Here is a 24,830-nt window from a genome sequence, read left to right on the forward strand (position 1 = left end):
GGTCACGGAGTGCGGACAGCCCCGAGCACGGCGTCGATGATCTGCTCGACGCGCACACCCGTGGCATCCGCCTCGAAGCCCAGGATGATGCGGTGGCGGAGGATGCGGTGCGCGAGCCTGCGCACGTCTTCTGGGACCACATGGTCGCGCCCCTGCAGCAGCGCGACGGCTCGCGCGCCCTTGGCGAAGTTGATCGAAGCCCGTGGCGAGGCGCCGACCTCGACGAGGCGTGCGAGCTCCGGTGCGATGTACTCGCCCGCGTGGCGCGTGACGTAGACGAGGCCGACGATGTACTCGGTGATCGCCTTGTCCACGTAGACGCGGGAGGTGAGGTCCTGCAGACGAGTGACGTCCTGCAGATCGACGGCGGCGGGCTCGCCGTGATCGAACACACCCTCGTCGATGCGCCTCAGGATCTCGGACTCCTCTGCCGGATTCGGGTACTCGAGCACGTCCTTGAGCATGAACCGGTCAAGCTGCGCCTCTGGCAGGACGTAGGTTCCCTCCTGCTCGATCGGGTTCTGCGTCGCGATCACGAGGAACGGGTCCGGCAGCGGGTAGAGCGTGCCGCCGATGGTCGTCTGTCGCTCCTGCATGGCCTCGAGCATGGCCGACTGGGTCTTGGCGCTCGAGCGATTGATCTCGTCGAGGAGCACGAAGTTCGCGTGGACGGGCCCGAGCTGCGTCGAGAAGCGGTGCTCCGCCGCGTCGTAGATCTGGGTGCCGACGATGTCGGACGGGAGCAGATCGGGGGTGCACTGGATGCGGCTGAAGGAACCGCGCACCGACTGCGCGAGCGTCTGCGCCGCCGTCGTCTTCGCGAGGCCGGGGACGGATTCCAGCAGGACGTGTCCGCCCGACATGAGCCCGACCAGCAGCGTCTCGCGGAGCTGCGTCTGCCCAACGACCTTGTGGGCGAAGGCCCGCGAGACGGCGCCGATGGACCTGCCCGCCTCCTGGAGCTCCTGCTGGCTGAGCTTGAGCTGCTGACCGCCGACAATCGTCACGGATCCTTCTTCCTGCGGCGGGGTCTGCCTGCCGACTCTTGTGATCTCGCCTCGTGCACTTCAGTGTTTTCCAAGGGAAAGCGTAATGATCTCGCCCGGCCCCCGCGTTCAGCTCTCCGGAGGCTACTCGAACAGCCGGATCGGATTGACGATGTCAACGTAGATGAACAGCGCGCTCATCGCCATGAGGCACCCCGCGATGACCAAGGTCACAGGCAGGAGCTTGGCGGTGTCGAATGGGCCGGGGTCTGGGCGTCCGAAGAGCTTCGCGAGGCGACGACGGATCCCGTCGATGAGCGCTGCGAGCACGTGGCCGCCGTCGAGCGGCGGCAACGGAACCAGGTTGATGACGCCGAGCGCGATGTTGACGGATGCGACCAGCTGCACGATCGTCGCGACCCTGTCCACGACCGGGATGCTCGTCTCGGCGGCCACCTCGCCCGTGATGCGGCCGACTCCGACGACGCTCATGGGCCCGTTCGGGTCTCGTTCGGCGCCGCCGAATCCGGCGTTCCACATCTCGACGATGCGCTCCGGCATGGTGATGAGGAAGTTCCCGACGGCGCGCACGTTCGCCTCTGCCATCGTGAACGCGTAGAGCGGCGACTGACGAGTGCGCTCCTGCGTTGGAGTGATGCCGACGAACCCGACCTCCTCGGTCACGTAGGAGCCATCCGCGGCTTCGACGCGCGCGCCCGTCAGCTCGTCCAGCTCGTAGACGGTGTTCACTCGGGGAGTGAGCTCGAGCTGCAGCTGCTCGCCGGCCCGCTCGACGCCCAGCGAGATCGACGCACCCGGACTCACTCGGATCGCGTCCTGCAGCACGTCCCAGCTGTCGGCAGGCACGCCGTCGACGCTCGTGATCGTGTCCCCGGGCATGAGCCCGGCCTCGAACGCTGGCGCGGGCGTCTCGCAGGGCTCGCCCTCGGCCGGCGCCACCGCACCGGCGGCGACGACGCACTCGTAGACCGAGCCGACCGTGGTCGACGGCTGGTAGAGACCGAACCCCGAGCACACGATCATGAACCCGAGGATCGCGATGACGAAGTTCATGGCGGGCCCGCCGACCATGATGACGATGCGCTTCCAGACGGGCAGAGACGCGTACGTGCGCCCCTCCTCCCCGGGTTCGACTCCCTCGGCGGAAGCCAGCCTGGCGTCGTCGATCATGCTCGACATGAACCCGGTGCCACCCGTGCGTGCGGCCTCGCCGGCCCTCGCTGGCGGGTACATGCCGATCATCGCGACGTAGCCGCCGAGCGGGATCGCCTTGACTCCATACTCCGTCTCGCCGCGTCGACGGGAGAACAGCGTCGGCCCGAAGCCGATCATGTACTGCGTGACCCGCACGCCGAAGCGCTTGGCTGGCACGAGATGGCCCACTTCGTGCAACGCGATCGACGCCGCGAGGCCGATGACTGCGGCCAGCACGCCGACGATGAAGAGCAAGACAGATTCCACGGAGGTCAAGCGTAGACCTGCTGAGCCGTCCTCTTGCTGTCGATCCGCCTTGGTCGCCGGGCCGGGGGCTGCCCTCGATGCGGGCCACGCACCCCGTAGGCTTGCCCGATCATGAGCCAAGCATCAACCCTGCCGGCTGAAGCCGCCGTCGAACTCGCCATCGTCACTCGATCAGGCTTCGTGGAATCCAGGCACATCGGAGCCGCGGTGGTCACGAATGCCGATGCGACGCTCCGGGCCGAGCTCGGCGACGGGCACCAGCCTGTGTTCCCTCGATCGACCCTCAAGCTGTTCCAGGCGCAGACTGCCCTGGCGCTCGGCGCGCAGCTGACGGATGAGCAGACGGCGATCGCATGCGGGAGCCACTCGGGCTCCCCGGCTCACGTCGCGCACGTGCGCGAGATCCTCCACGCCTCGGGCCTCGACGACCGCGCGCTCGCCTGTCCGGCTTCCTGGCCGAGAGACCGCGCCTCGAGGGACGCCCTCGTTCGAGCGGGCGAGGCATCGGCGGCCGTGTACATGGAGTGCAGCGGCAAGCACGCCGCCATGCTGGCTGCATGCGTGGCGCAGGGCTGGCCGGTCGAGGGCTACCTCGCCGCCGAGCATCCTCTGCAGCTCGCCATCAAGGACACGATCGAGCGGATGACCCGGGAACGCCCGAGCGCGGTGGGGATCGATGGCTGCGGCGCGCCGGTCTTCGCCGTGAGCCTCGTCGGGTTGGCGTCCGCCGCGAGCCGCCTCGCCACGTCGAGCGCAGCTTCTCCGTTCCCGCTGTTCAAGGCAGCCGCGTCGGTCTGGCGTTCGGTCCTCGCGAACGGCTGGCTCATCGAGGGCCACGAACGGCCGAACTCGATCGTCGTGTCGGAGTTGGGCGTCCTGGCGAAGTCCGGCGCCGAGGGTGTGCTCGTCATGGCCGCCCCCGACGGCACGGCAGTCGCCATGAAGATGCTCGACGGCTCAAACCGCGCCAGCACGCTCGTCGGCCTGCAGCTGCTCGTGGCGGCTGGGGCGGCCGATGTGACCCGTGTGCAGCAGCTGCTGCCGCGCCTCGGCCTCGAGGTCCTGGGTGGGGGCGTGCTCGTCGGCGAGATCATGGTGGGGTCGGCGGTCCCGACGAGTCTCTAGCCGGAGGGGCACTGGGCCCGTCCAGGCGTGCCTCTTCGTCAGTCCAGCGAATGCGGGTCATGTCACCGCTGCGACCTCGGAGGACGGCGCCCCGCCGGGCATCGAGGACCGGTGGCGGCAGCTGATCACCCCGCAGCAGCGTGCGATGCTCCCCCGTGCTCAGACCTGAGAGCAGGACCGGATGCTCCGCGGCCAGTCGCGACAGCAGCCCGAACTGCGCCTGCCACTCGTCGACGACCCCGAGCACGGCCCGCCTGTTCGCGGCATCCGCGTTCGGCGCCTGCATCGGTCCGGCGCCAGGTGCGCGGTCACCCAGCCAGGCGTCGAGAGTCGTGCAGGCGAAGCCCCGTGCCTCGAGGATGCGGCGAAGGGGCTCGATACGGCGCGCAGCAACCAGCAGGTTCTCCGTGTCGGACAGGGCAAGGGCATCTCGAGGGTCTCCTGCGTGGTCGGAGTGCCCTCGAAGTGCGCGGAGGGGTCGAGTCGAACGCGCGACCTGGCAGGGAAGACCGTGCCAGTTCGCTCGCCCCGGTCCGGCATGGCTGCGGTGATCTGAGGGCTCTCCCCCTGCCATGACGTAGGCGGCGCGATCGCCGCCGACCAGACGCAGCGTCTGAGCTGCGGCAGCCACCAGCGCCGAAGCGTGACCCGTTGCTCGGCTCGCGGTGAACACGACGGCGGGGTACCCGGTGGCTGAGCGGCGAAGGAGCAGCGTCAATCGCTCGGCGAAGGCGGAGCGATACGGCTCGTCGACCTGCGACAGGAACAGGTCGACGTCATCGGCGAGGAGCAGCCCGTGGCGAGACGTGAGCTCGGGGCTCCGGAGCTGGTCCCAAGCCGTCTCGGGATCAACGCTGAGCACGACGACAGCCGGGGATCCGGCGCCGAGCTCGGTCCGTGCTGTCTCGGCGAGCATCGCAAGGCATCCGGTCTTGCCCGTGCGCGGCCCGCCGATGACCAGCATCGCCCCGAGCTCCGGAGAGAAGACGGCGGTCGGCTGACGTCGGAGCTCCATGTCGTCCGCGATACCGAAAGCGAGACCCCGTCCGCTGGGTGCATCGAGGGTGCCGGACGCATCGAGGGTGCTGGGCTCTTCAAGTGCGCTGGCGGCGATCTCCGCCGGCAGGGCCGGGAGCCAGGGAGGCCGCGGGAGCGTCCCGCCGAGATGCGCCTCGCGCTCTGCGCAGGCTCGGATGCAGGCCGCGATCGTGTCCGGTGAGGATCGCTGCACCTGCACCCGTGCTGCCCCGTCTCCCGCCACGATGATCGCAACTCCAGGCGTCGATGCGGGGAGGTCGGCGGCGGCCCCGCTGCCGATGACGGCCGTGCTGTCGGCCTCGGCGATGACGCGCAGGCTGATGCGGATGCTGCAGTTCGCGAGCGTCGCGCCCCTGACCGCGGACGCTGGCTGCTGCGCGCAGAGGATGAGGTGGACGCCGAGGCTCCTCCCGCGCGCGGAGATGTCGGAGAACACCGCTTGGAGCTCGGCATCCGAGTCGACGAGCGCCTGGTACTCGTCGACGACGACGACGAGCCTGGCAAGGCTCGGCAGCTCGCCCACATGCTTCGCACCGGCAGCACGGAGAGCCCGCTCACGGAAGCGGATCTCGGCGCTCAGACTCGTTGCCGCCCGCCGCGCCTCGTGGTCGTCGAGGTCCGTGACCACGCCCACACAGTGCGGGAGGGCGGCGATCGGGTCGAAGGTCGCACCGCCCTTGAAGTCGAAGCAGAGCACCTGCACGTCACGAGTGGACCTCGTGGCCGTCATCGCGAGGACCCAGGTGACCAGCAGCTCGCTCTTGCCGGACCCGGTCGTCCCGCCGACAACGGCGTGGGGTCCGGCCGCGACGAGGTCGACCTGGAACGCCACACCGTTTCGGGTACCGATCTGCGCTGCCAGCGATGCGTGATGGGGCACCCTCCGGAGGCGAAGCGTCGAGGCTGCGGCGGCGGCATCACCGTCGGGGCCCTCGATCAGCTGGCCGGACTCGCACGGCGCTCTTCGCTGGGCGAAGGCGCGCAGCTCCTCGACGGTGACCAGCTCCGGTCGCACCGTCAGAGACTGACCGTCAGCGAGCTCCACGCTCGCCCGCGTCGGGCTCAGTATCCGGATGCGGACCTCGCGGCTCGGTGTGCGCGGACGCGGTGAGGGGCCAGAGGCACTGGCGCGGGGGTCGAAGTCGGTGCCGAAGTCGAGGAGCATCCCGGGGCCGTGATCCGCCGCGAGGACAGGGCGCCAGTCCCCTCGGAGCCCTCGGATCTCGCCGTTCAATGCCTCCCCAACCGCGCCGGCGCCGATGGCGACGCGGCCGGCGGCACGCTGGAGCAGCAGCGCGCGACTGACCGCGAGCATCAGGTGCGGGTTGCCGGTGAGCCTGACCCTCTCGCTGTCGGCTAGGACGGGAGCGTCCTCGAGGACGAGGAACGGCTCGAGGCGCGCGTGCGCCTCGTCGGGCAGCTCGCGGAGCTCTCCCTGGATCTTGAACCGGGCGCGCACACACCCGAAGCCCAGGTTCAGCTGGGACTCCCGGGCAGCTGATCCACCCGAGATGAGCGCCCGAGCCCCAGGCGCGGAACGATGGAGTTCTCGGAGGTCGTGCCGAGCGAGCACCCGGGCCTCCCGCACGCAGACATCGAGTTCGCTCTCGAAGACCGCCTGAGCTCGCCCGTGCTCTGCTCGCGACTGACGTCTCGACTCCGCATAGCTGGCCACCGCCATCACTGGCCCGAGAAAAGCGAAGGCCAGCATCACGGGCGAGGACAGCAGCGCCCAGAGGACAAGCGCGACGACAACCGGTGCAAGAGCCATGAGCGCTGGAAAGACAACCGTGCGTTCACCGGGGACGATGGTCGGCAGGTGGACGACTCCGTCTGCCGGGGCGGATCGGTCGGCTGGTGCAAATCGGTCGGCTGGCGTGGTGCCGACCAGTCCGCTAGCCCTCACGCCAGGCCGCAGACCCGCCTTCGGTCTCGGTCTCGGTCTCGGTCTCGGTCTCGGTGAGCCAATCATGGACATCCGAGAGCCATGGTGGCAGCACGCAGCGCTCGACAAGCCAGACGACGCTCGCGGCCACACGGTCATCAGGGCGTCGACCAAGAGCACGCCGAGCAAAGGCCGCCCCGGCGCTCGCACGGCCCGAAGCCCATTCGAGCCAGGCGATCCCAGCGAGCAGACCCGGTTCATCGTCGAGGTCCACGAGTGCGCCGAGCTCGCGGAGGCAGGCGACAGCGGTGCGAACTCGTTCGCGCGAGAACGAAGGCAGCTGTGGCCCTGTGCTCTCCCCCGGCAGCAGGCTGGCCCAGATCGGCGCCAGCGACAGGAGCTCGTCTCGATCACCGAAGGCGACCGTCGTCAGCAGGAGCTCCGACGTCCGACGCCCGCGCAGCATGCAGAGCAGCCCTGCGAGCTGCGCGTCGCTCAGTCCGGAACGGCCGACCGCGGGCGTGAGCGCCGCGAGCCATCCCTGGCGCATCCCGGAGAAGTCGTCCTCGCCCTCGTGCACCTGGGCGTGCCGTTCGTCGGCCTCAGCGAACGCCCTCCTCCGTGCGGCGGGGGCTGATGCGATATCGGCGTGGATCGCCGGCTCTGCCGCCTCACGCCACGCATCCTGAGCGCCGAGCGCCCTCGGCCCGACATCACAGCAATCAGGATCATCGCAGCCGTACACGCCCCAGGCGTCCAACGCTCTGCAAAGGCAGAGGACGACCTCGATGCCAGCCCGGTCCCCGAACTCGACAAGCGCCTCTGCCAGCTCCGAGTGCGGCGGCGTCGGACCGCTGCCGAACGGGAGGTTCGGGCTGAAGACGAAGACCACGCGCTCGATGTTGCTGAGATATGCCAGGTGCCCGATCACGGCACTCGCGTACGGTGCTGCGTTGACCGCACGCGAGTTCGACAGACTGGGCAGGTCGAATCGCAGAACCACACCCCCTCGTCGGCCGCTGAGCGGGATGGCGACGAGCGATCCGATGGGCGAGTATCCCAGGAGCTTGGGGACCGCGTCGAGGATCTGCTTGGGCGTGCTGAGTCGAATCCGTTCCATAGGCAGAAGCTAGGCGCACGCCAGTCTGCCGCGATCTCCGAGACATCAGGCTGTGGAGAACGTCCCGAGTCGAGGCGCGGGGACACCGGAGTGACAAGAGCACGCCACGTGGAACCGAATCCACGTGGCGTGCTCGCTCAGACGACTGCGTGCGTATCAGTGCTGGGGCGGGTTCTGCTGTCCGTACGGCTGCTGGTTGCCCGGGTTCTGGCCGAGGGGCGGCTGCTGGGTCGGGGCCTGACCGTAGGGCTGCTGCGCGGGCGGCTGACCGTACCCCTGCTGGGTCGGAGCCTGACCATATGGCTGCTGCGCGGGCGGCTGACCGTACCCCTGCTGGGTCGGAGCCTGACCATACGGCTGCTGGGCAGGAGCCTGACCATACCCCTGCTGAGCAGGAGCCTGACCGTATGGCTGCTGGACGGGAGCGCCCTGCTGCGGGTAGCCGACGGCACCCTGAGGCTGGCCGTAGGCCTGCGAGCCGAGGTTCATGAGCGCGGGGTTCCAGCGGGAGCTGTCGAACCCGACGATGGCGAACCAGACGATGGGCAGGAAGATGTAGAGGACGACCCACGCGCCGCCCTTGCCGAAGCCCTGTCCGATTCGGTACGCCGCGATGGCGAGCAGCACCACCAGGGCGATGTTCACACCGGGAATGAAACCGACGAGCACCCACCATCCGGGGAAGCCCGCTGCTTCGACGAAGGTCCACTGGTTGTAGACGGGGACCCAGGCCTTCCAAGCCTCGATGCCCATCTTCGTGAACACCTTCGACATCAGCCACGAGGAGAGGGCGTAGGCGCCGAGGAGAATGACGAAGTAGAGCAGGATTCCTAGCGCGCCGATTCCTGCTGCGGTCTGATCGCCGTAGGAGAAGATTTCCATGGAGGAGTCACTTTCTGATATTCAGTCGACGTCTGCGTCGCGTGCTCGATGTGCACGCGAGTCAGCGTAGGCAGACTTGGTACAAAGTAGCGGCGTTTCGAGCCCCTTGTCGATGGGGAGACCTCCCCGGGGCCCGCAACTGCTCGCTCTGGCGAGCGAGGCGTGTCACCGTCAGAGGCCCTCGGGCACGATCAGGCGAGCGCATCCGGGCTCGGTGGGTTCAAGATCCCAGCCGGCATCACGACAGAAGTCAGCGAGTTCGTGGGCATCCCGAATCGAGTCGGCTCGTTTCCCCTGATCGGCGGCGAGCATGATGAGACCGCGCGTGAAGAGGCCCTTGCCGCGTTTGTTGAAGTGGTTCAGCGAGCGAACCTCGCCGTCCGGAGTCCGGGAGACGACGTCGATGGTGACGTGTCGCTCGGCAGACTCCACCGGACCGAGCGCGGAGTAGGCCTTCGAGCGCAGATCGATCACGAGCCCCTCGTGCTCGGCGAGCGCCCGAGCTGTCACCTGGGCCCAACGATTCGCTGGGGCGACACCTCCGAGGCGCGACCCTGCGGACAGACGGTAGGCGGGGATGCCCTCTCCCCCGCCGACGAGCCCGAAGAGGGCCGAGTGAACGGCGACGTGGTGCGCGGCCCAGCCGAGCTGATGGTCACTCAGCGAGGAGGCGTCGAGGGCGTCGTACAGGACGCCCGTGTAGCGCAGCAGCGCGGTCATCCGGGGGCTGGAGCGCAGGCTGCGGTTGCGTTCCAGCTCCAGCGCGGCCTGCTTCTCCGAGATCTTCAACACCTTGCGGGCGGCATCCGCGTCGTGGGAGAGCTGCTGCAGCTCGCTGGCGGCGGCCTCTCGCACGTCCGAGAAGGTCGCGGCCCAGCTCAGTCCGCCTGCTTCCGGTGTCTGCACCAGATCGTCGCCGAACGCAGCGTTGCCGCCGTCCCGTTTGGTTTCGGACGGCGGCAACAGCAGCAGGAGACGTTCGGTCACTCCCCGGAGACGAGTTCAGCCTCGCCGGCGACGACCGTGACGACGTCGCTGTTCACCGAGAGGAACCCGCCCTCAGCGTCGGCGACGATCTTCGATCCGTCGGTGGTCGTGATGCGAACCTGGCCGGACCCCAGGGACGCGAGCATGGGCTCGTGGCCGGAGAGGATTCCGATCTCGCCTTCGGAGGTGCGAGCAACGACCATGGTCGCGCCGCCTTCCCAGACGAGCTTGGTTGCTTCGACGACCTTGACGGTCAGTTCGCCTTTGCCTGCCATGACTATGCGTTGTCCTTCTGCATCTGCGCCCACTTCTCCTCGACGTCGTTGATACCACCGACGTTGAAGAAGGCCTGCTCGGCGACGTGGTCGAAGTCACCCTTGGCGATGGCGTCGAACGACTCGATGGTCTCCTTGAGGGGAACCGTGGAGCCCTCGACACCGGTGAACTTCTTCGCCATGTAGGTGTTCTGCGAGAGGAACTGCTGGATGCGACGGGCGCGGGAGACGGTGATCTTGTCTTCCTCGGAGAGCTCGTCGACACCGAGGATCGCGATGATCTCCTGCAGTTCCTTGTTCTTCTGGAGGATCTGCTTGACCTCGGTCGCGACCCGGTAGTGGTCGGCGCCCAGGTAGCGCGGGTCGAGGATGCGGCTCGTCGAGGTGAGCGGGTCGATGGCCGGGTAGAGGCCCTTCGACGCGATCTCTCGCGAGAGCTCCGTCGTCGCGTCGAGGTGGGCGAACGTCGTCGCGGGAGCCGGGTCGGTGTAGTCGTCGGCAGGCACGTAGATCGCCTGCAGGGACGTGATCGAGTGGCCACGCGTCGACGTGATGCGCTCCTGGAGCACACCCATCTCGTCGGCGAGGTTCGGCTGGTAGCCGACGGCGGACGGCATGCGGCCGAGCAGCGTCGAGACCTCGGAACCCGCCTGCGTGAAGCGGAAGATGTTGTCGATGAAGAGGAGCACGTCCTGCTTCTGCACGTCACGGAAGTACTCAGCCATGGTGAGGGCCGAGAGGGCGACGCGGAGTCGCGTTCCCGGCGGCTCGTCCATCTGGCCGAACACAAGCGCGGTCTTGTCGAAGACGCCTGCTTCTTCCATCTCGTAGATGAGGTCGTTGCCCTCACGGGTGCGCTCGCCGACACCGGCGAAGACCGAGACGCCGCCGTGGTCCTGCGCGACTCGCTGGATCATCTCCTGGATGAGGACGGTCTTGCCGACGCCGGCTCCACCGAAGAGGCCGATCTTTCCACCCTGGACGTACGGGGTGAGGAGGTCGATGCTCTTGATGCCGGTCTCGAAGAGCTCGGTCTTGGACTCGAGCTGGTCGAAGGCCGGGGGCTCGCGGTGGATGGGCCAGCGCTCGGTGATCTCGTAGGGCTCTGAGAGCATCGTCTCGTTGAGCACTTCACCGGTGACGCTGAAGACCTTGCCCTTGGTGACGTCGCCGACGGGCACCGAGATCGGAGCTCCGGTGTCGCGAACTTCCTGGCCGCGGACGAGTCCGTCGGTGGGCTTGAGCGCGATGGCGCGGACGAGGTCGTCGCCCAGGTGCTGTGCGACCTCGAGCGTGAGCTTGAGCGACTGGTCGCCAAGGCTCACCTCGGTCTCGAGGGCGTGGTAGATGCCGGGGATGGCGTCATGCGGGAACTCGATGTCGACAACGGGACCCGTGACACGGGCGATCCGGCCGACACCGGCCGGAGCCGTCGTGTCTTCCCTGTCGGAGACGATGTGCGTCGTCATGTCTTGTCCTTTTCTTGCGTGTTCGCGCGGTTATGCGGTTGCGAGCGCGTCCGCGCCGCCCACGATCTCGGAAATCTGCTGCGTGATCTCTGCCTGGCGCGCGTTGTTCGCGAGCCTGGTGTAGTCGCGCACCAGGGTGTCTGCGTTGTCGGAAGCCGCGCTCATGGCGCGCTGGCGGGCAGCGTGCTCGGATGCGGCGGAGTGCAGCATGGCGTTGAAGAGGCGCGCCTGGATGTAGTCCGGAAGCAGTGCGTGAAGCACGGTCTCCGCATCCGGCTCGAACTCGTACAGCGGGAGCAGCGGGGCCTCGTCAGCTTCGGCGACGTCTTCGCTGTCGACGACCTCGAGCGGCAGGAGCCGGACGACGGTCGGCGTCTGCGTGACCATCGACTGGAACCGGTTGTAGACGTAGTGGATCTCCTCCACGCCACCCTCTTCGAACGGAATCGTGAACCGTTCGACGAGGGCTTCGCCCAGTTCCTTCGCGGTCTGGAAGACCGGAAGGTCGGTGGCACCCGTCCACTGCTTCTCGCTTGCACGCTTGCGGAAGGCGAAGTAGCCGACCGCCTTGCGCCCGACGAGGTAGTGGACAACTTCCTTGCCCTCGGCCTCGAGCGTGTTGGTGAGGCCCTCGGCCTCGCGCAGAACGCTCGAGGAGAAGGCTCCGTTGAGGCCTCGGTCGCTCGTGAAGACGACAACCGCGACGCGGCGGACCTCTTCGCGCTCGGTGACGAGGATGTGATCGATGTCCGTGTAGCTGGCGACTGCCGAGACTGCCTCGGTGATCGCCTGCGCGTACGGATTCGACTCGGCCATGCGTTTCCGCGCCTTGGTGATGCGCGAAGTGGCGATCAGCTCCATGGCGCGGGTGACCTTCTTCATCGTCTGGGCAGACTTGATCTTCTGCCGGTAGACCCGAAGTTGTGCTCCCATGCTTCTCCTGTGCTCGTCGTCGAAGTCGTCGAGGGCGCCTAGCGGCGCTTCTTGACGATCTTCTCCTGCTCGATCTCGTCAGCGGCGACCTGTTCGGCGCTAGCGACGAGCGGAGTTCCGTCGTTCTTGAGGTACGTCTTCGAGAAGCCGTCGACGCCTTCGGCCATGGCCTTCAGCGTGTCGTCCTCGAGCTTTCCGCTGTCGCGGAGGCGGGCGAGGACGTCGGTGTTGCGCTCGAGGTACTCGAGGAGCTCGTTCTCGAAGCGCAGGATCTCGTCGACCGGCACGAGATCGAGCTTGCCGTTCGTTCCAGCCCAGATCGCGACGACCTGCTGCTCGACGGGGTACGGCGAGTACTGCGGCTGCTTGAGGAGCTCAGTGAGGCGCGCTCCACGTTCGAGCTGACGGCGCGTCGTCGCGTCGAGGTCCGACGCGAACATCGCGAAGGCCTGCTGCGAGCGGTACTGCGCGAGCTCGAGCTTGAGCGTTCCCGAGACCTTCTTGATGTGCTTCTGCTGGGCGTCGCCACCGACTCGCGAGACCGAGATTCCGACGTCGACCGCTGGACGCTGGTTGGCGTTGAAGAGGTCGGACTGGAGGAAGATCTGGCCGTCCGTGATCGAGATCACGTTGGTCGGGATGTACGCCGAGACGTCGTTCGCCTTGGTCTCGATGATCGGAAGCCCGGTCATGGAGCCGGCACCCATCGCATCGGAGAGCTTGGCGCAACGCTCGAGGAGGCGGGAGTGCAGGTAGAACACGTCACCTGGGTAGGCCTCGCGTCCCGGCGGGCGGCGCAGGAGGAGCGACACGGCACGGTAGGCCTCAGCCTGCTTCGACAGGTCATCGAAGACGATCAGGACGTGCTTGCCCTCGTACATCCAGTGCTGGCCGATGGCCGAGCCCGTGTACGGGGCCAGGTACTTGAAGCCGGCGGGGTCCGAGGCGGGGGACGCCACGATCGTCGTGTACTCCATCGCGCCGGCGTCTTCCAGGGCGCCCTTGACGGAGGCGATGGTCGAGCCCTTCTGGCCGACGGCAACGTAGATGCAGCGAACCTGCTTGTTGACGTCTCCGGACTCCCAGTTGGCCTTCTGGTTGATGATCGCGTCGATCGCGATCGCCGTCTTGCCGGTCTGGCGGTCGCCGATGATGAGCTGACGCTGGCCACGGCCAACGGGGATCATCGCGTCGATGGCCTTGATGCCGGTCTCGAGCGGCTCGTGAACCGACTTGCGGTCCATGACGCCAGGCGCCTGGAGCTCCAGGGCGCGACGTCCGGACGTGGCGATCTCGCCGAGTCCGTCGATCGCGTTGCCGAGTGGGTCGACCACGCGGCCGAGGTAGCCCTCGCCGACGGGGACGGAGAGGACTTCGCCGGTGCGGCGGACTTCCATGCCTTCGACGATGCCCTGGAACTCGCCGAGGACGATGACGCCGATGCTGCTCTCGTCGAGGTTCTGTGCGAGACCGAGCGTTCCGTCTGCGAAGGTGATGAGCTCGTTGGCCATGACGCCAGGAAGACCCTCGACGTGCGCAATGCCGTCCGAGGCGTCAACCACGGTGCCGACCTCGGTCGCCGTGGCGCCTTCCGGACGGTATGAGGAAGCGAACTGCTGGAGAGCGTCGCGGATCTCATCCGGATTGATTGTGAGTTCTGACATGTTCTTCCCTTGTCGTCCGGGGCCTCGCCCCGAGAGTTTCAGTGCGTGAGGCTCAGGCGAGCTGCAGGCGGAGGTTGTTGAGTCGAGCGGCGACGCTGTCGTCGATCACGTCATCGCCAAGCTGCACGCGCAGGCCGCCGATGATCTTCGGGTCGATGATCGTCGTGACGGAGACGCGTCGGTTGAATCGACGTGTCAGACCGGCCTCGAGCTTCGCGAGCTGCTCGGGGGCGAGCGGACTTGCGACGGTGACCGTTGCGACGGAGCGACCTGCCTGGTCGGCGACCACTTCGCCTGCCCAGGTGAGGAGGCGACGAGTGCGGCGGCCGAGCGGGTTTCCCACGAGCTCTCGGAGGATCAGCAGGCTTGGCGCGCTGATCTTGCCCGCGAAGAGACGCTCGATGAGCTTCGCCTTCACGGCCGAGTCGCCGAGACGAGAGCCGAGGGTGAGCTCGAGCTCCGGGTTGGCGCTGATCGTGTCGGCGACCGTGGTGAGCTCGGCGGCGATAGCCGACTGCTCCCCTGCGGTCTGCGCCGTCGCACGGACTGCGAGTTCCTGCAGGCCGAGCGCGAACTCATGGTTGCTCGACCAGGTCTGGCTGACAGCATCCTGAAGGAGCTGCAGCGCGCGCGGGCTCAGGTGAGAGCCGAAGACCCTCACCGCGAGCTCGCGCCTGGCGCTGACGTCGGCGGCCGGGTTCGACAGTGCAACGAGGAGGTGCTGGTTGGCACCCGCAGCGTTGACCGCGGCGAACACCTGCTCAGCATCCTGCAGCTCTGCCTGGCCCCAGCCGTCGACGCTGTTCTTGAGGGCTGCCAGTGCGTGTCTGGTCGCGCTTCCCATCAGCTGTGCGTTCCTGCCTTCTGGTCGTTGTCGAGCTCGCTCAGGAACCGGTCGACGTAGGCCGTCGAGCGGTTGTCTTCGCGCAGGCTCTCCCCGACGACGCCGGAGGCGAGGTCGAGTGCAAGCGTGCCGACCTCGGCGCGGAGCGAGACGATCGCCGTCTGGCGCTCCGCCTCGATCTGAGCCTTGGCGGAGGCGGTCATGCGGTCGAGCTCAGCCTGCGTCTCGGCCTTCTTCTGGACCTTGATCTGATCTGCGTCGACTCGAGCCTGCTCGCGGATCTCCGCAGCTTCGGTTCGTGCCGCAGCGAGAAGCTTCTCGTTCTCGTCGCGCTTGGCAGCAGCCTCGGCCTGAGCGATCTCCGCCTTGCGGATGCCGCCCTCGATCTGCGCTTCGCGCTCGTCGAGCACCTTGCGGAGCGCCGGGATGGCGAACTTCCAGAAGAAGAATCCGAGCACAACGAAGACGACCGCCGACCAGACGATGTCATACGTAGCGGGAAGGAGGACGTTGCCCTCTTCCGCTGCGAGAGTCGACGTAACCGCCGACAGTGCGAAAGTGCTCATGTGCGGACCCGCTTACTGGAAGATGAAGAACGTTGCGACGCCGATGAAGGCGAGCAGCTCGGTGAAGGCGATACCGAGGAACATGGTGACCTGGAGGCGGCCAGCCATCTCGGGCTGACGTGCCATGGCCTCGACGGTCTTGCCGGCGACGATACCGATGCCGATGCCGGGGCCGATTGCAGAGAGGCCGTAGCCGACGGTAGCGATGTTGCCGGAGATCTCGGCGAGCGTGGTGGTTTCCACAGGGGTTTCCTTCCGTATGGGTGGTGAAGCAGGATGCTTCGCGTGAGTCAGGTGGGTCTTAGTGGCTCTTGGCAGCGGCCTGCTGGATGAAGACCGCGGTGAGGAGCGTGAACACGAAGGCCTGGAGGACCGCCGCGAGGATCTCGACGAGCGTCATCACGAAGCCGCCGAGGAGCGTGGGGATGCCGAACAGCATGTCGAGCGGGCCGCCTGGGCCCTGCATCGAGTAGGTGATGACGAAGAAGTTCGTCGCGCTGAACGTGAGGACGAGCAGCAGGTGGCCGACCATCATGTTGAGGAAGAGTCGCAGAGCGAGCGAGACCGGGCGCACGATGAAGATGTTGATGAACTCGATCGGCGTCAGCAGGATGTACATGGGCCACGGCACACCGCTCGGGAAGAGGGCGTTCTTGAAGAACGTGCCGGGGCCGGCTTCGCGGAAGCCCGCGTAGATGAAGGCGATGTACGAGACGACCGCCAGCACGAGCGGCATGCCGATGAGCGCGGTTCCGGCGATGTTCAGTCCGGGGATGATGCCCGTGATGTTCATCGCGAAGATGCCGAAGAACATCGCCGACAGCAGCGGCAGGTACTTGTGGCCGAGCTTCTCGCCGAGGATGCCGTCGGCGATCTGCGACTTCACGAAGCCGATGGCCATCTCGGCGAGGGACTGGCCCTTGCCCGGGATGACCTTCGGGCTGCGGAGGGCAAGCCAGAAGAGCAGCAGCAGGACGGCGATCGCGAGGAGTCGGACCAGGATGATGCGGTTCAGTTCGAACGGCGTGCCGGCGAACGCCACTGCCTCGAGGAAGAACTCGTGGTCAAGCGACGGCGGGTGGAAGATGCTGTTGTCCTCCGCGGCAGCGATGAAAACTGGCAGATTCAGGGCTGAGGCGAACAGAGCACTCTCCTGTCTCGGGGCGCAGCTGTCGTTGCTGCGCTTCGATGAGTTCGGGCGGGTGCACACACGGGAAGGACCCCTTCTCGGCGCACCTGGATCAGCCTATCAAGAAATCCCCAGGCAGAAGTGCAGTTCTGGCCTCCAGGCGGAACTTTTCTACTATTTGTCGTCGCCGGGCAGTCGAACGTCGCTGACGTTCCCCATGCGGCCGCGCACGACGCAGACGACATCGACGACCACGGTCGCGATCACGGCGACGACCAGGCACAGCCAGAGGGTGAAGAGGTGCACGATCGGCAGGTCCCTGATGAGGAACAGCGCGCCGAGGAAAACGATGAACTTGAGGATCCAGGCGCCGAGGATCGTCGCCATGAAGAAGATCTGATCGAGGTGCGAGGCGAGGATCACGGAGACGACCGTGATGCCGGTGAAGAGGAGCGTGATGGCAGCGGCGAAGAGCGCGCTCCAGAGTCCGTTGATGCCGACCGCGAGGAAGCCGATGGCGCCGCCGAGGACCGCGACGGCGATCGCGACGACGACGGACCACTTCAGGATGCTCTTGAAGATCGGCACAGAGGTGGGGGTCGTGGAGGAGTTCATGCGTCCATTCCGGATTCGGGTGCTGCTTTGAGCAGCGAGGCGTTTGCTTCAGCCAGCTCGTCGTGGGGGCTCTCTCCCGGCGCTTTCTGCGCCCGACGCTCGAGAGCCTTCCGTCGGCTGATCGGTGCCATGGTGGCGAGTGTGCAGGCGACGAAGCCGACGACGACGAAGCCGATGACGACGCCGATGGGGATCGAGATGAGATCGGCCGCGAATGCCATGAGCGCGCCAACGGACACGACCGCGGTCCAGGAGTAGAACACGACGACCGCCCATCGCTGGGAGTGGCCCATGTCGAGCAGCCTGTGGTGGAGATGCTTGCGGTCGGCCGTGAAGGGAGACTTGCCCGCCCTCATCCGCCGGAAGACGGCGAGAGAGAAGTCGAGCAGCGGGACGATCAGAACGGCGAACGGGATGATCATGGGCAGGAAGGCCGGCCAGAGCTCCGTCCGACTGATGGTCTGCGGGTCGACCTCGCCGGTCACGGCAACCGCGCTGGCAGCCATGAGGAGGCCGACGAGGAGCGCTCCCCCGTCCCCCATGAACATCTTGGAGGGGTACCAGTTCAGCACGAGGAAGCCGAGGCAGATGCCGATGACGATGGCGGAGAGCAGCGCCCCCATCGTGAAGCGGCCGGTCTGGCCCGCGAACTCGCTGAGCACGTAGCTGTAGACGAGGAAGACGCCGTTGGCGATGATCGCCACACCTGCCACGAGGCCATCGAGGCCATCGATGAAGTTCACCGCGTTCATGACGAGGACGACGGCGAGCACGGTGATGGCGATCGACATCCACTGCGAGCCGACCGTGATGCCGCCGATCGGCAGCGATGTGATGGCGACTCCCTGCCAGGCGAGGAGGATGGCTGCGAGGATCTGCCCCGCGAGCTTCGTCATCCAGTCCAGATCGATGAAGTCGTCGATGACCCCGATGAGGACGATGAGGGATGCGGCGCCGACGAGTGCCCAGATGCGCCCCGGCTGCTCGAAGACGAGGGAGAAGAAGGGGATCTGGGATGCCGCCGCCAGTGCGAGCAGCATGCCGACGAACATCGCGACACCGCCGAGGCGCGGCTTCGGGGTCGTGTGGACGTCGCGCTCGCGCACCGGCGGATACCACTCGAAGCGCATGGCGAGTCGCCAGACCACGTAGACGAGCACGAGCGTGACCAGCGCTGTGCCGACGACGAGGGCGAGATAGATCCGCACGCTAGGACTCGTGCCCCGCTGCCGGCTCTGCTCGCGAGCGGGTCTCCTCGGCAGGCTCGGCGTCCGGCGAGCTGAGCGCGACTGTCTCCCCGCTCGGGTCGCCCGCGGGTTCGACGGCGTCGACCGGCGCCAGCTTGTCGCCGAGCACCTCCTCGATGAGTGCCCGGGAGAGAGCCCCCTGCCGAACGATTCGCGCTGGCTCGCCCCGCGTGAGCGGCGTCGCATCCACGATCGTCGATGCCTCTCCCCCGGCAGGGCCGCCGTCGAGGAAGACTCCAACGGCATCCCCGAGCGCTGCCAGCGCTTCCTCTGCTGTCGTGGCCGCCGGCTCACCGTGCTTGTTCGCGCTCGAGACCGCGAGCGGCCCCGTCTCCTTCAGGAGTTCGCGAGCGAGCCTGCTGTCGGGGATGCGCAGGGCGACGGTGCCGTTCGTGTCGCCGAGGTCCCACTGCAGCGATCCACGGGCCTGCAGGATGACGGTCAACGGCCCTGGCGCGAAGCGCTCGAAGAGCTGACGGGCGAGGGGATGCACGTTCTCAGCGAGCGCGTCGAGCGTCTCGTGGTTCGCGACGAGCACCGGCGGCGGCGTCGCCCTGGTGCGCCCCTTGGCGTCGAGGAGACGCTGGACCGCTTGCGCCGAGAAGGCGTCTGCGGCTATGCCGTAGACCGTGTCGGTCGGCATGACGATGACCTCGCCGCTCGCGATGGCCGTGCGTGCCGCACGGACCGCTGCCAGGAGGTCGAGTGAGTCTGTGGTGGCGTAGATCTGTCCCATTCTTCGTCACATGATAGCCGGGCGGCCGGAGTCATCCTCGTTCGACGCGGAGCGGACGGCAGATGTGATGCGGTCACGGCCGGTGAGGTCTCTGGCGGTCGCTGCGCTGCGGAAGCCCGCGCTGCCGAAGATCTCGCGAATCTCTGCACCCTGAGTGTCCTCGTGCTCGACGACGAGGACGCCCTCTGGTCGGAGGGCACTGGCAGACCAGGTCGCGAGCTTCCGGATGAAGTCGAGGCCGTCCCGGCCCGAGTAGAGCGCCAGCTCGGGGTCGTGGTGCCAGACCTCCCTGCTCTCCGGGCGGTTCGCCGCCGGTACGTAGGGAGGGTTGGAGACCACGAGGTCGAGCGACCCCGACGGGAGCGCCGCGAACATGCGGGCGGCGTCCCCGAAGAACGTGGCCACCGCCCCCTCGCCATAGCTCGCGACGTTGGACCGCAGCCAGGGCCAGGCGGCACTGGATCGCTCGATCGCCGTCATCCTGATGCCTCCGTGGAGGCGAGCCACGCCGAGCGCGACGGCCCCGGTGCCGGAGCCGACGTCGACGCCCGTGAGCCCCGCCGGTGCCGGCCCTGCGCGGCCGAGGAGTTCGACCGCAGCCGTGACCAGCGATTCCGTCTCCGGGCGCGGGACAAACGCCCCGGGTCCCACCGCCAGCTCCATGTCGATGAACGGAGCCCGTCCGGTGACATGCTGGAGCGGTTCGCGACGCGCACGACGCGACGCCGCCTTCGTCACGGCCTGAGCGTCCCCCTCGGACACCTCGCGACCGAGAAGCGAACGCATCTGCACCTCGCCGCGGGGGACGCGCAGCACCGCTGCGAGGAGGATGTCCGTCTCGGTGCGTTCGTCCGCGATACCGGCCGCCTTCAGCTGTTCGCGAACCCGCTTCCGCAGCTCGTCCATGTGCAAGATCATGGGTAGAGTCTTCCGCACATCGACTCGCGGCGTCATCCACAGCATTCGCGAGGGAGATGATTGGGACGATTGCCGCGGGCGGACGCAGCCAGCGACTCCCACGAAGTTCACACAGCATCCCAGAAGGGCACGAAGTGACTGGAAAGATCTACAACGACATCACCGAGGTCGTCGGCCGCACCCCGCTCGTCAAGCTCGGCCGCATCAACGACACCGGCGCGAACATCCTCGCCAAGCTCGAGTTCTTCGGTCCTGGCTCCTCCGTCAAGGACCGCCTGGGCCTTGGCATCATCCGCGCAGCTGAGCAGAGTGGCGAGCTGCAGCCCGGTGGGACGATCGTCGAGGGCACGTCGGGCAACACGGGTATCGCGCTCGCCATGCTCGGCGCTTCCCGTGGCTACCGCGTCATCCTGGCGATGCCCGAGACCATGTCCATCGAGCGCCGCCAGCTCCTGAAGGCCTTCGGCGCGGAGCTCGTGCTCACGCCAGGCCCAGAGGGCATGCGCGGAGCCGTCGCACGCGCCAAGGAGATCGTCGCCGAGACGCCTGGCGCGATCCTCGCCCGACAGTTCGAGAACGAAGCCAACGTGCAGATCCACCGCGAGACGACGGCGGAGGAGATCTGGGCGGACACCGACGGCGAGGTCGACATCTTCGTCGCCGGTGTCGGCACGGGCGGCACCATCTCCGGTGTCGGGCAGGTGCTCAAGGAGCGCAAGCCCGACGTCAAGATCGTGGCCGTCGAGCCCAAGGACTCGCCGCTCCTCACGGAAGGCAAGGCCGGGCCGCACAAGATCCAGGGCCTCGGCGCGAACTTCGTTCCCGATGTGCTCGACCGTGACGTCATCGACGAGGTGCTCGACGCAACACTCGAGGACAGCATCCGCGTCTCCCGCGCACTGACCTCGACCGAGGGCATCTTCAGCGGCATCTCGAGCGGAGCGAACCTCTGGGCCGCTCTCGAGATCGGAAGGCGTCCGGAGAACGCAGGGAAGAACATCGTCGTCATCATCTGCGACACCGGCGAGCGCTACCTCTCGACGGTGCTCTTCGACGACCTGCGCGACTAGCGAGTGGCAACGGCAGCACCTCGTCGAACGCCGGCACCGCATGGTGTCGGCGTTTGGCGTCGGGTCAGGGAGGACATCGCGGCGACGCGGAAGAACGACCCGGCGGCCCGCTCGAAGCTCGAGATCGTCGTCAACTACTCGGGACTCCACGCCCTGTGGCTGCACCGCGCGGCCCACACGCTCTGGATGCGCCCTGGCACGAAACTGCTCGCGCGAACGCTGTCGCAGTTCAATCGCTTCGCGACCGGTGTCGAGATCCATCCCGGTGCCCGGATCGGCCGCAGAGTCGTGATCGACCACGGCATGGGCATCGTCATCGGCGAGACGGCGATCGTCGGGGACGATGTCCTCATCTACCACGGCGTCACGCTCGGAGGCACGTCGGGTCATCGCGTCAAGCGGCACCCCACGGTCGGAAGCCGCGTCCTGATCGGAGCCGGGGCGAAGCTCCTCGGCAACATCACGGTGGGCGACGACTCGCGAGTGGGTGCGAACGCGGTCGTCACGCGCGACGCACCGCCCAACTCCGTGCTGACGGGCGTTCCGGCGCGCATCCGCCAGCGGACCTCCGCCGAACAGGATCTGGTCGGATACTACGAGATCTAAAAGATCTCAAAGGTCTGACCCGAACCAGCGGGATGCATCGGCCTGTAGAGGTCTCAGCACTGCGGACGTCTCCGCGTTGCAGACAGAGAAACGGCGACCAGCAGATCTGCTGGTCGCCGTCTCGCGTTGCGGTGGTGCGTCTAGTCGTCGTTGCCGGAGAGCGCCGCGAGCCGGGCTTCCTCGTCGGCAGCGATGGCCGACTGGATGACCGGACCGAGGGCCCCGTTCATCACGTGGTCGAGGTTGTACGACTTGTACCCCGTCCGGTGATCCGCGATGCGGTTCTCCGGGAAGTTGTACGTGCGGATGCGCTCGGAGCGATCCATGGTGCGGATCTGGCCGGAGCGGGCTTCCGACTCAGCCGCGGCGATCTGCTCCTGCTGGTGAGCGAGCAGCCTCGCGAGCAGCACTCGCATGCCGGCGGCGCGGTTCTGGATCTGGCTCTTCTCGTTCTGCATCGACACGACGATGCCGGTCGGGATGTGCGTGATGCGCACCGCCGAGTCCGTCGTGTTCACCGACTGGCCGCCAGGGCCTGAGGAGCGGAAGACGTCGATCTTGAGGTCGTTCGGGCTGACCTCGATCTCCTCGGGCTCATCGACCTCGGGGAAGACGAGCACGCCCGTCGTCGAGGTGTGGATGCGGCCCTGCGACTCGGTCGCCGGCACCCGCTGGACGCGGTGCACGCCACCCTCGTACTTGAGGCTGGCCCACACACCGAGTGCCGGGTCGTTCGCATTGCCCTTGATGGCGACCTGGACGTCCTTGAAGCCGCCGAGGTCGCTCTCCGTCGAGGAGATGATCTCGGTCTTCCAGCCGCGCTGCTCCGCGTAGTGCGAGTACATGCGGAGGAGGTCGGCGGCGAAGAGCGCCGATTCCTCGCCGCCCTCACCGCCCTTGATCTCCATGATGACGTCGCGTCCATCGTCGGGGTCACGCGGGATGAGGAGGCGGCGGAGCTTCTCCTGCGCGACGCGCAGGTTCTCCTCCAGCACGGGAACCTCTTCCGCGAACGACTCGTCTTCCTTCGCGAGCTCTCGCGCCGCCTCGAGGTCGTCCTCGAGCTCGGCCCTCGAGGCGTCCGCCGCGAGGATCTGCGCGAGCTGCGCGTAGCGCCTGTTGACCTTCTTGGCGCGCGCCGGGTTGGCGTGCAGCTCGGGGTCGGCGAGCTGCTCCTGCAGGTCTTCGTGCTCGGCGCGAAGCTGCCGAACGGAGTCGGCCATCTCGTGTCTGGCCACGACTACGCCTTGGCTGCGCGGATGGGCTGCTTCGCGACGGAAGCGAGGAACTCTGCGTTGGTGGTCGTGCTGGCGACTCGTGCCAGGACGGCTTCGAGCGACAGGAGCGCGTTGCCTCCCGTGAGCCCACGGCGGATGCTCCAGGTCGCTTCGACTTCCTGCGGCGTGAGCAGCTGCTCCTCGCGGAGCGTCTGCGAGTGCGAGATGTCGATGGCCGGGAAGACGCGCTTGTCGGCGATGTCGCGCGAGAGGCGAAGCTCCATGTTCCCGGTTCCCGCGAACGACTCGAGGATGGTGTCCTCGGTCTTGGAGCCGGTGCCGATCATCGCCGTGGCGAGGATCGTGAGCGATCCGCCGTTCTCGACGTTCTTGGCGGAGCCGAAGAAGCGTCGAACGGGGGTGAGCGCGGATGCGTCGACGCCGCCGGGCAGGATGCGTCCGGATGCGGGTGCCGCGAGGTTGTAGGCGCGGCACAGCTGGGTGACGCCGTCGAGCAGCACGACGACGTCGTGGCCGAGCTCGACGAGGCGCTTGGCTCGCTCGATGGCGAGTTCCGCGACGGTCGTCTGGTCGTCGGCCGGGAGGTCGAAGGTGGCCGCGACGACCTCGCCCTGGATGGTGCGCTGCATGTGCGTCACCTCTTCGGGACGCTCGTCGATGAGGACGACCATAAGGTGCACGTCTGGGCTGTTCTTCGCGACGGCAGCTGCGACCTGCTCGAGGACGATCGACTTGCCCGACTTGGGCGGGGCGACGATGAGGCCGCGTGTGCCCTTGCCGATGGGCGCGAAGAGGTCCATGAGTCGAGTCGCGACGCGATCTTCGCTCGTCTCGAGACGGAGACGCTCCTGCGGGTAGAGCGCGGTCAGCGAGTCGAAGTCGGGACGCTGGCGCGGCTCCTCCGGCGACTGGCCGTTGATGGCGTCGAACCGGACGATCGCGTTGAACTTCTGGCGGCCGTGCTGGTTCTCGCCCTCGCGCGGCTGGCGGATGGCGCCGACGACGGCGTCGCCCTTGCGGAGCTGGTACTTCTTGACCTGCGCGAGCGACACGTAGACGTCGTTGGGTCCCGGGAGGTAGCCGCTGGTGCGGACGAAGGCGTAGTTGTCGAGGACGTCGAGGATGCCGGCGATGGGCAGGAGGACGTCGTCGGCTGCGATCTCCGGCTCGGTGTCCTCAGCGCCTCCGCGTCCGCGCTTGCGGTCGCGGTAGCGTCCGCCGCGGCTGCGGCGCTGCTCGTCGGTCTCGTCGTCGGACGGAGCGTCCTGGGCCTGCGGGGTCTCGGGACGGCCCTGCGCCTGCTCGCCGCCGCGTCCGCGAGAGCGTCCGCGCTGGCGGCGTCCGCCCTGCTGCTCGTCGTCCTGCGCGTCGCCGCTCTGCTCTGCTGGCGCCTCATCCTGCTTGGCGGCCGGCTCTGCATTGTCCGTGCCCTGCTCGTTGTCGGCTCCGCGACCACGGCGTCCGCGACCGCGGCCGCGCTTGCGCTGACCGGCGCGGCCCTGGTCCTCGTCGCGTGCGTCGTCCTGCTCTGAGGCTTCGCCGCGGGCGGGCGGGAGGACGAGGTCGTCGAGGGACAGCTCGGGGACGCTCGGGGCCGAGGACTGCTCGGCCTCGGAGACCTCGGATGCCGGCGCCTCGGTGCGGTCGTTCGCCGTGCGGTCGTCCTCGGTGACGGCCGGTGTCTCGTCGACGACGAAGGTCGGCGCTTCGGCCTCGGGGGCGGAAGGCTCGACGGGTGCCGAGTGCTCCTCAACCGCTTCGGCCGGAGCCTCTGCGGCGACCGCCTCGGGCTCGGCGCTCGAGCGTGCGGCCTCGATGGCCTCGATGAGTGCTCCCTTCCGCAGGCTGCGTGCGCCGCGGATCTGGAGTCCGGCGGCAAGCGCCTGGAGGTCGGCGACCTTCATCGAGGTGAGCGGGGCTTCCTGCCCCGCAGTTGGTGTTGTGTCAGTCATCTGCTGTGAGTCCTTACCTCTACCGCGTTCTGCGGTGTTCAGATCGAGCGAGCGGGACTTCTC

At 67.6% G+C, this 24,830-nt stretch carries 23 protein-coding genes; 3 read left to right on the forward strand and 20 right to left on the reverse strand.

Features of this window, described 5'->3' with window-relative positions:
• Positions 1-2 precede the first annotated feature (2 nt).
• Together ITJ61_RS04955 and ITJ61_RS04960 are read right to left on the reverse strand one after the other, a co-directional pair.
• Complete coding sequence (locus ITJ61_RS04955; RefSeq protein ID WP_374953233.1) at positions 3-1,007, reverse strand: AAA family ATPase; 1,005 nt, start codon at positions 1,005-1,007, stop codon at positions 3-5.
• A 123-nt stretch (positions 1,008-1,130) separates the two neighbouring features.
• Positions 1,131-2,468, reverse strand: a complete 1,338-nt coding sequence (locus ITJ61_RS04960) for a M50 family metallopeptidase (protein ID WP_104241483.1) — start codon at positions 2,466-2,468, stop codon at positions 1,131-1,133.
• 111 nt (positions 2,469-2,579) lie between these two features.
• On the opposite strand from ITJ61_RS04960, the gene ITJ61_RS04965 reads away from it, so the two are divergent.
• Positions 2,580-3,593 carry an asparaginase gene (locus tag ITJ61_RS04965; RefSeq protein ID WP_104241484.1) on the forward strand — a complete coding sequence of 338 codons (1,014 nt, stop codon included), beginning with the start codon at positions 2,580-2,582 and terminating at the stop codon, positions 3,591-3,593.
• On the opposite strand, the gene ITJ61_RS04970 is transcribed toward ITJ61_RS04965, so the two are convergent.
• From ITJ61_RS04970 to prmC, 16 genes are all read right to left on the reverse strand, one after another.
• Complete coding sequence (locus ITJ61_RS04970; protein WP_194685663.1) at positions 3,559-6,402, reverse strand: FtsK/SpoIIIE domain-containing protein; 2,844 nt, start codon at positions 6,400-6,402, stop codon at positions 3,559-3,561. The genes ITJ61_RS04965 and ITJ61_RS04970 overlap by 35 nt on opposite strands.
• Before the next feature lie 124 nt (positions 6,403-6,526).
• The gene (locus tag ITJ61_RS04975; protein WP_194685664.1) at positions 6,527-7,636 is read right to left on the reverse strand and encodes a DUF4192 family protein; all 1,110 of its coding nucleotides are present in this window, start codon (positions 7,634-7,636) and stop codon (positions 6,527-6,529) included.
• Between the two features lie 156 nt (positions 7,637-7,792).
• Positions 7,793-8,518 carry a DUF5684 domain-containing protein gene (locus tag ITJ61_RS04980; RefSeq protein ID WP_181057798.1) on the reverse strand — a complete coding sequence of 242 codons (726 nt, stop codon included), beginning with the start codon at positions 8,516-8,518 and terminating at the stop codon, positions 7,793-7,795.
• A gap of 171 nt (positions 8,519-8,689) precedes the next feature.
• Positions 8,690-9,505 carry a YaaA family protein gene (locus ITJ61_RS04985; protein WP_194685665.1) on the reverse strand — a complete coding sequence of 272 codons (816 nt, stop codon included), beginning with the start codon at positions 9,503-9,505 and terminating at the stop codon, positions 8,690-8,692.
• Positions 9,502-9,780, reverse strand: coding sequence for a F0F1 ATP synthase subunit epsilon (locus ITJ61_RS04990; RefSeq protein ID WP_194685666.1), 279 nt, complete (start codon positions 9,778-9,780; stop codon positions 9,502-9,504). Before ITJ61_RS04990 ends, ITJ61_RS04985 begins: the two co-directional genes overlap by 4 nt.
• A gap of 2 nt (positions 9,781-9,782) precedes the next feature.
• Entirely contained in the window at positions 9,783-11,249 is a 1,467-nt protein-coding gene (gene atpD, locus ITJ61_RS04995; protein ID WP_104241489.1) for a F0F1 ATP synthase subunit beta, read from the reverse strand.
• Positions 11,250-11,279: 30 nt separating this feature from the next.
• Positions 11,280-12,182, reverse strand: coding sequence for a F0F1 ATP synthase subunit gamma (locus ITJ61_RS05000; RefSeq protein WP_104241490.1), 903 nt, complete (start codon positions 12,180-12,182; stop codon positions 11,280-11,282).
• Between the two features lie 38 nt (positions 12,183-12,220).
• Complete coding sequence (gene atpA / locus ITJ61_RS05005; protein WP_104241491.1) at positions 12,221-13,846, reverse strand: F0F1 ATP synthase subunit alpha; 1,626 nt, start codon at positions 13,844-13,846, stop codon at positions 12,221-12,223.
• A gap of 52 nt (positions 13,847-13,898) precedes the next feature.
• Positions 13,899-14,690: a F0F1 ATP synthase subunit delta gene (locus ITJ61_RS05010; protein ID WP_104241492.1), complete on the reverse strand. Its 792-nt coding sequence runs from the start codon at positions 14,688-14,690 to the stop codon at positions 13,899-13,901.
• Positions 14,690-15,256 (reverse strand): F0F1 ATP synthase subunit B, encoded by a 567-nt coding sequence (locus ITJ61_RS05015; RefSeq protein WP_104241493.1) that lies wholly within the window; start codon positions 15,254-15,256, stop codon positions 14,690-14,692. Before ITJ61_RS05015 ends, ITJ61_RS05010 begins: the two co-directional genes overlap by 1 nt.
• A gap of 12 nt (positions 15,257-15,268) precedes the next feature.
• Positions 15,269-15,499: an ATP synthase F0 subunit C gene (atpE, locus tag ITJ61_RS05020; protein WP_104241494.1), complete on the reverse strand. Its 231-nt coding sequence runs from the start codon at positions 15,497-15,499 to the stop codon at positions 15,269-15,271.
• Positions 15,500-15,557: 58 nt separating this feature from the next.
• Positions 15,558-16,385, reverse strand: a complete 828-nt coding sequence (gene atpB, locus ITJ61_RS05025; protein WP_104242099.1) for a F0F1 ATP synthase subunit A — start codon at positions 16,383-16,385, stop codon at positions 15,558-15,560.
• 174 nt (positions 16,386-16,559) lie between these two features.
• Positions 16,560-17,000 (reverse strand): hypothetical protein, encoded by a 441-nt coding sequence (locus tag ITJ61_RS05030; protein WP_104241495.1) that lies wholly within the window; start codon positions 16,998-17,000, stop codon positions 16,560-16,562.
• Positions 16,997-18,208 (reverse strand): MraY family glycosyltransferase, encoded by a 1,212-nt coding sequence (locus ITJ61_RS05035; RefSeq protein ID WP_104298628.1) that lies wholly within the window; start codon positions 18,206-18,208, stop codon positions 16,997-16,999. The genes ITJ61_RS05030 and ITJ61_RS05035 overlap by 4 nt, the downstream gene beginning before the upstream one ends.
• 1 nt (position 18,209) lies before the next feature.
• A complete protein-coding gene (locus ITJ61_RS05040; RefSeq protein ID WP_104306895.1) occupies positions 18,210-18,983 on the reverse strand; it encodes an L-threonylcarbamoyladenylate synthase in 774 nt (257 codons plus the stop codon).
• Between the two features lie 6 nt (positions 18,984-18,989).
• Positions 18,990-19,901, reverse strand: coding sequence for a peptide chain release factor N(5)-glutamine methyltransferase (prmC, locus tag ITJ61_RS05045; protein WP_181062956.1), 912 nt, complete (start codon positions 19,899-19,901; stop codon positions 18,990-18,992).
• 134 nt (positions 19,902-20,035) lie between these two features.
• Here prmC and cysK point away from each other — a divergent pair, with 134 nt between their 5' ends.
• Positions 20,036-20,971: a cysteine synthase A gene (gene cysK / locus ITJ61_RS05050; RefSeq protein WP_258063133.1), complete on the forward strand. Its 936-nt coding sequence runs from the start codon at positions 20,036-20,038 to the stop codon at positions 20,969-20,971.
• 3 nt (positions 20,972-20,974) lie between these two features.
• Positions 20,975-21,577, forward strand: coding sequence for a serine O-acetyltransferase (cysE, locus tag ITJ61_RS05055; RefSeq protein ID WP_104241500.1), 603 nt, complete (start codon positions 20,975-20,977; stop codon positions 21,575-21,577).
• Between the two features lie 140 nt (positions 21,578-21,717).
• Here cysE and prfA read toward each other — a convergent pair whose 3' ends face one another.
• Both prfA and rho read right to left on the reverse strand, forming a co-directional pair.
• Entirely contained in the window at positions 21,718-22,800 is a 1,083-nt protein-coding gene (prfA, locus tag ITJ61_RS05060) for a peptide chain release factor 1 (protein ID WP_104241501.1), read from the reverse strand.
• 17 nt (positions 22,801-22,817) lie between these two features.
• On the reverse strand, positions 22,818-24,767 hold the full coding sequence (rho, locus tag ITJ61_RS05065; protein WP_194685667.1) for a transcription termination factor Rho: 1,950 nt from the start codon (positions 24,765-24,767) through the stop codon (positions 22,818-22,820).
• Positions 24,768-24,830: the final 63 nt, after the last annotated feature.

The organism is Pseudoclavibacter sp. VKM Ac-2888, assembly GCF_015351285.1.
In the GTDB taxonomy this organism is placed as follows: domain Bacteria; phylum Actinomycetota; class Actinomycetes; order Actinomycetales; family Microbacteriaceae; genus Pseudoclavibacter.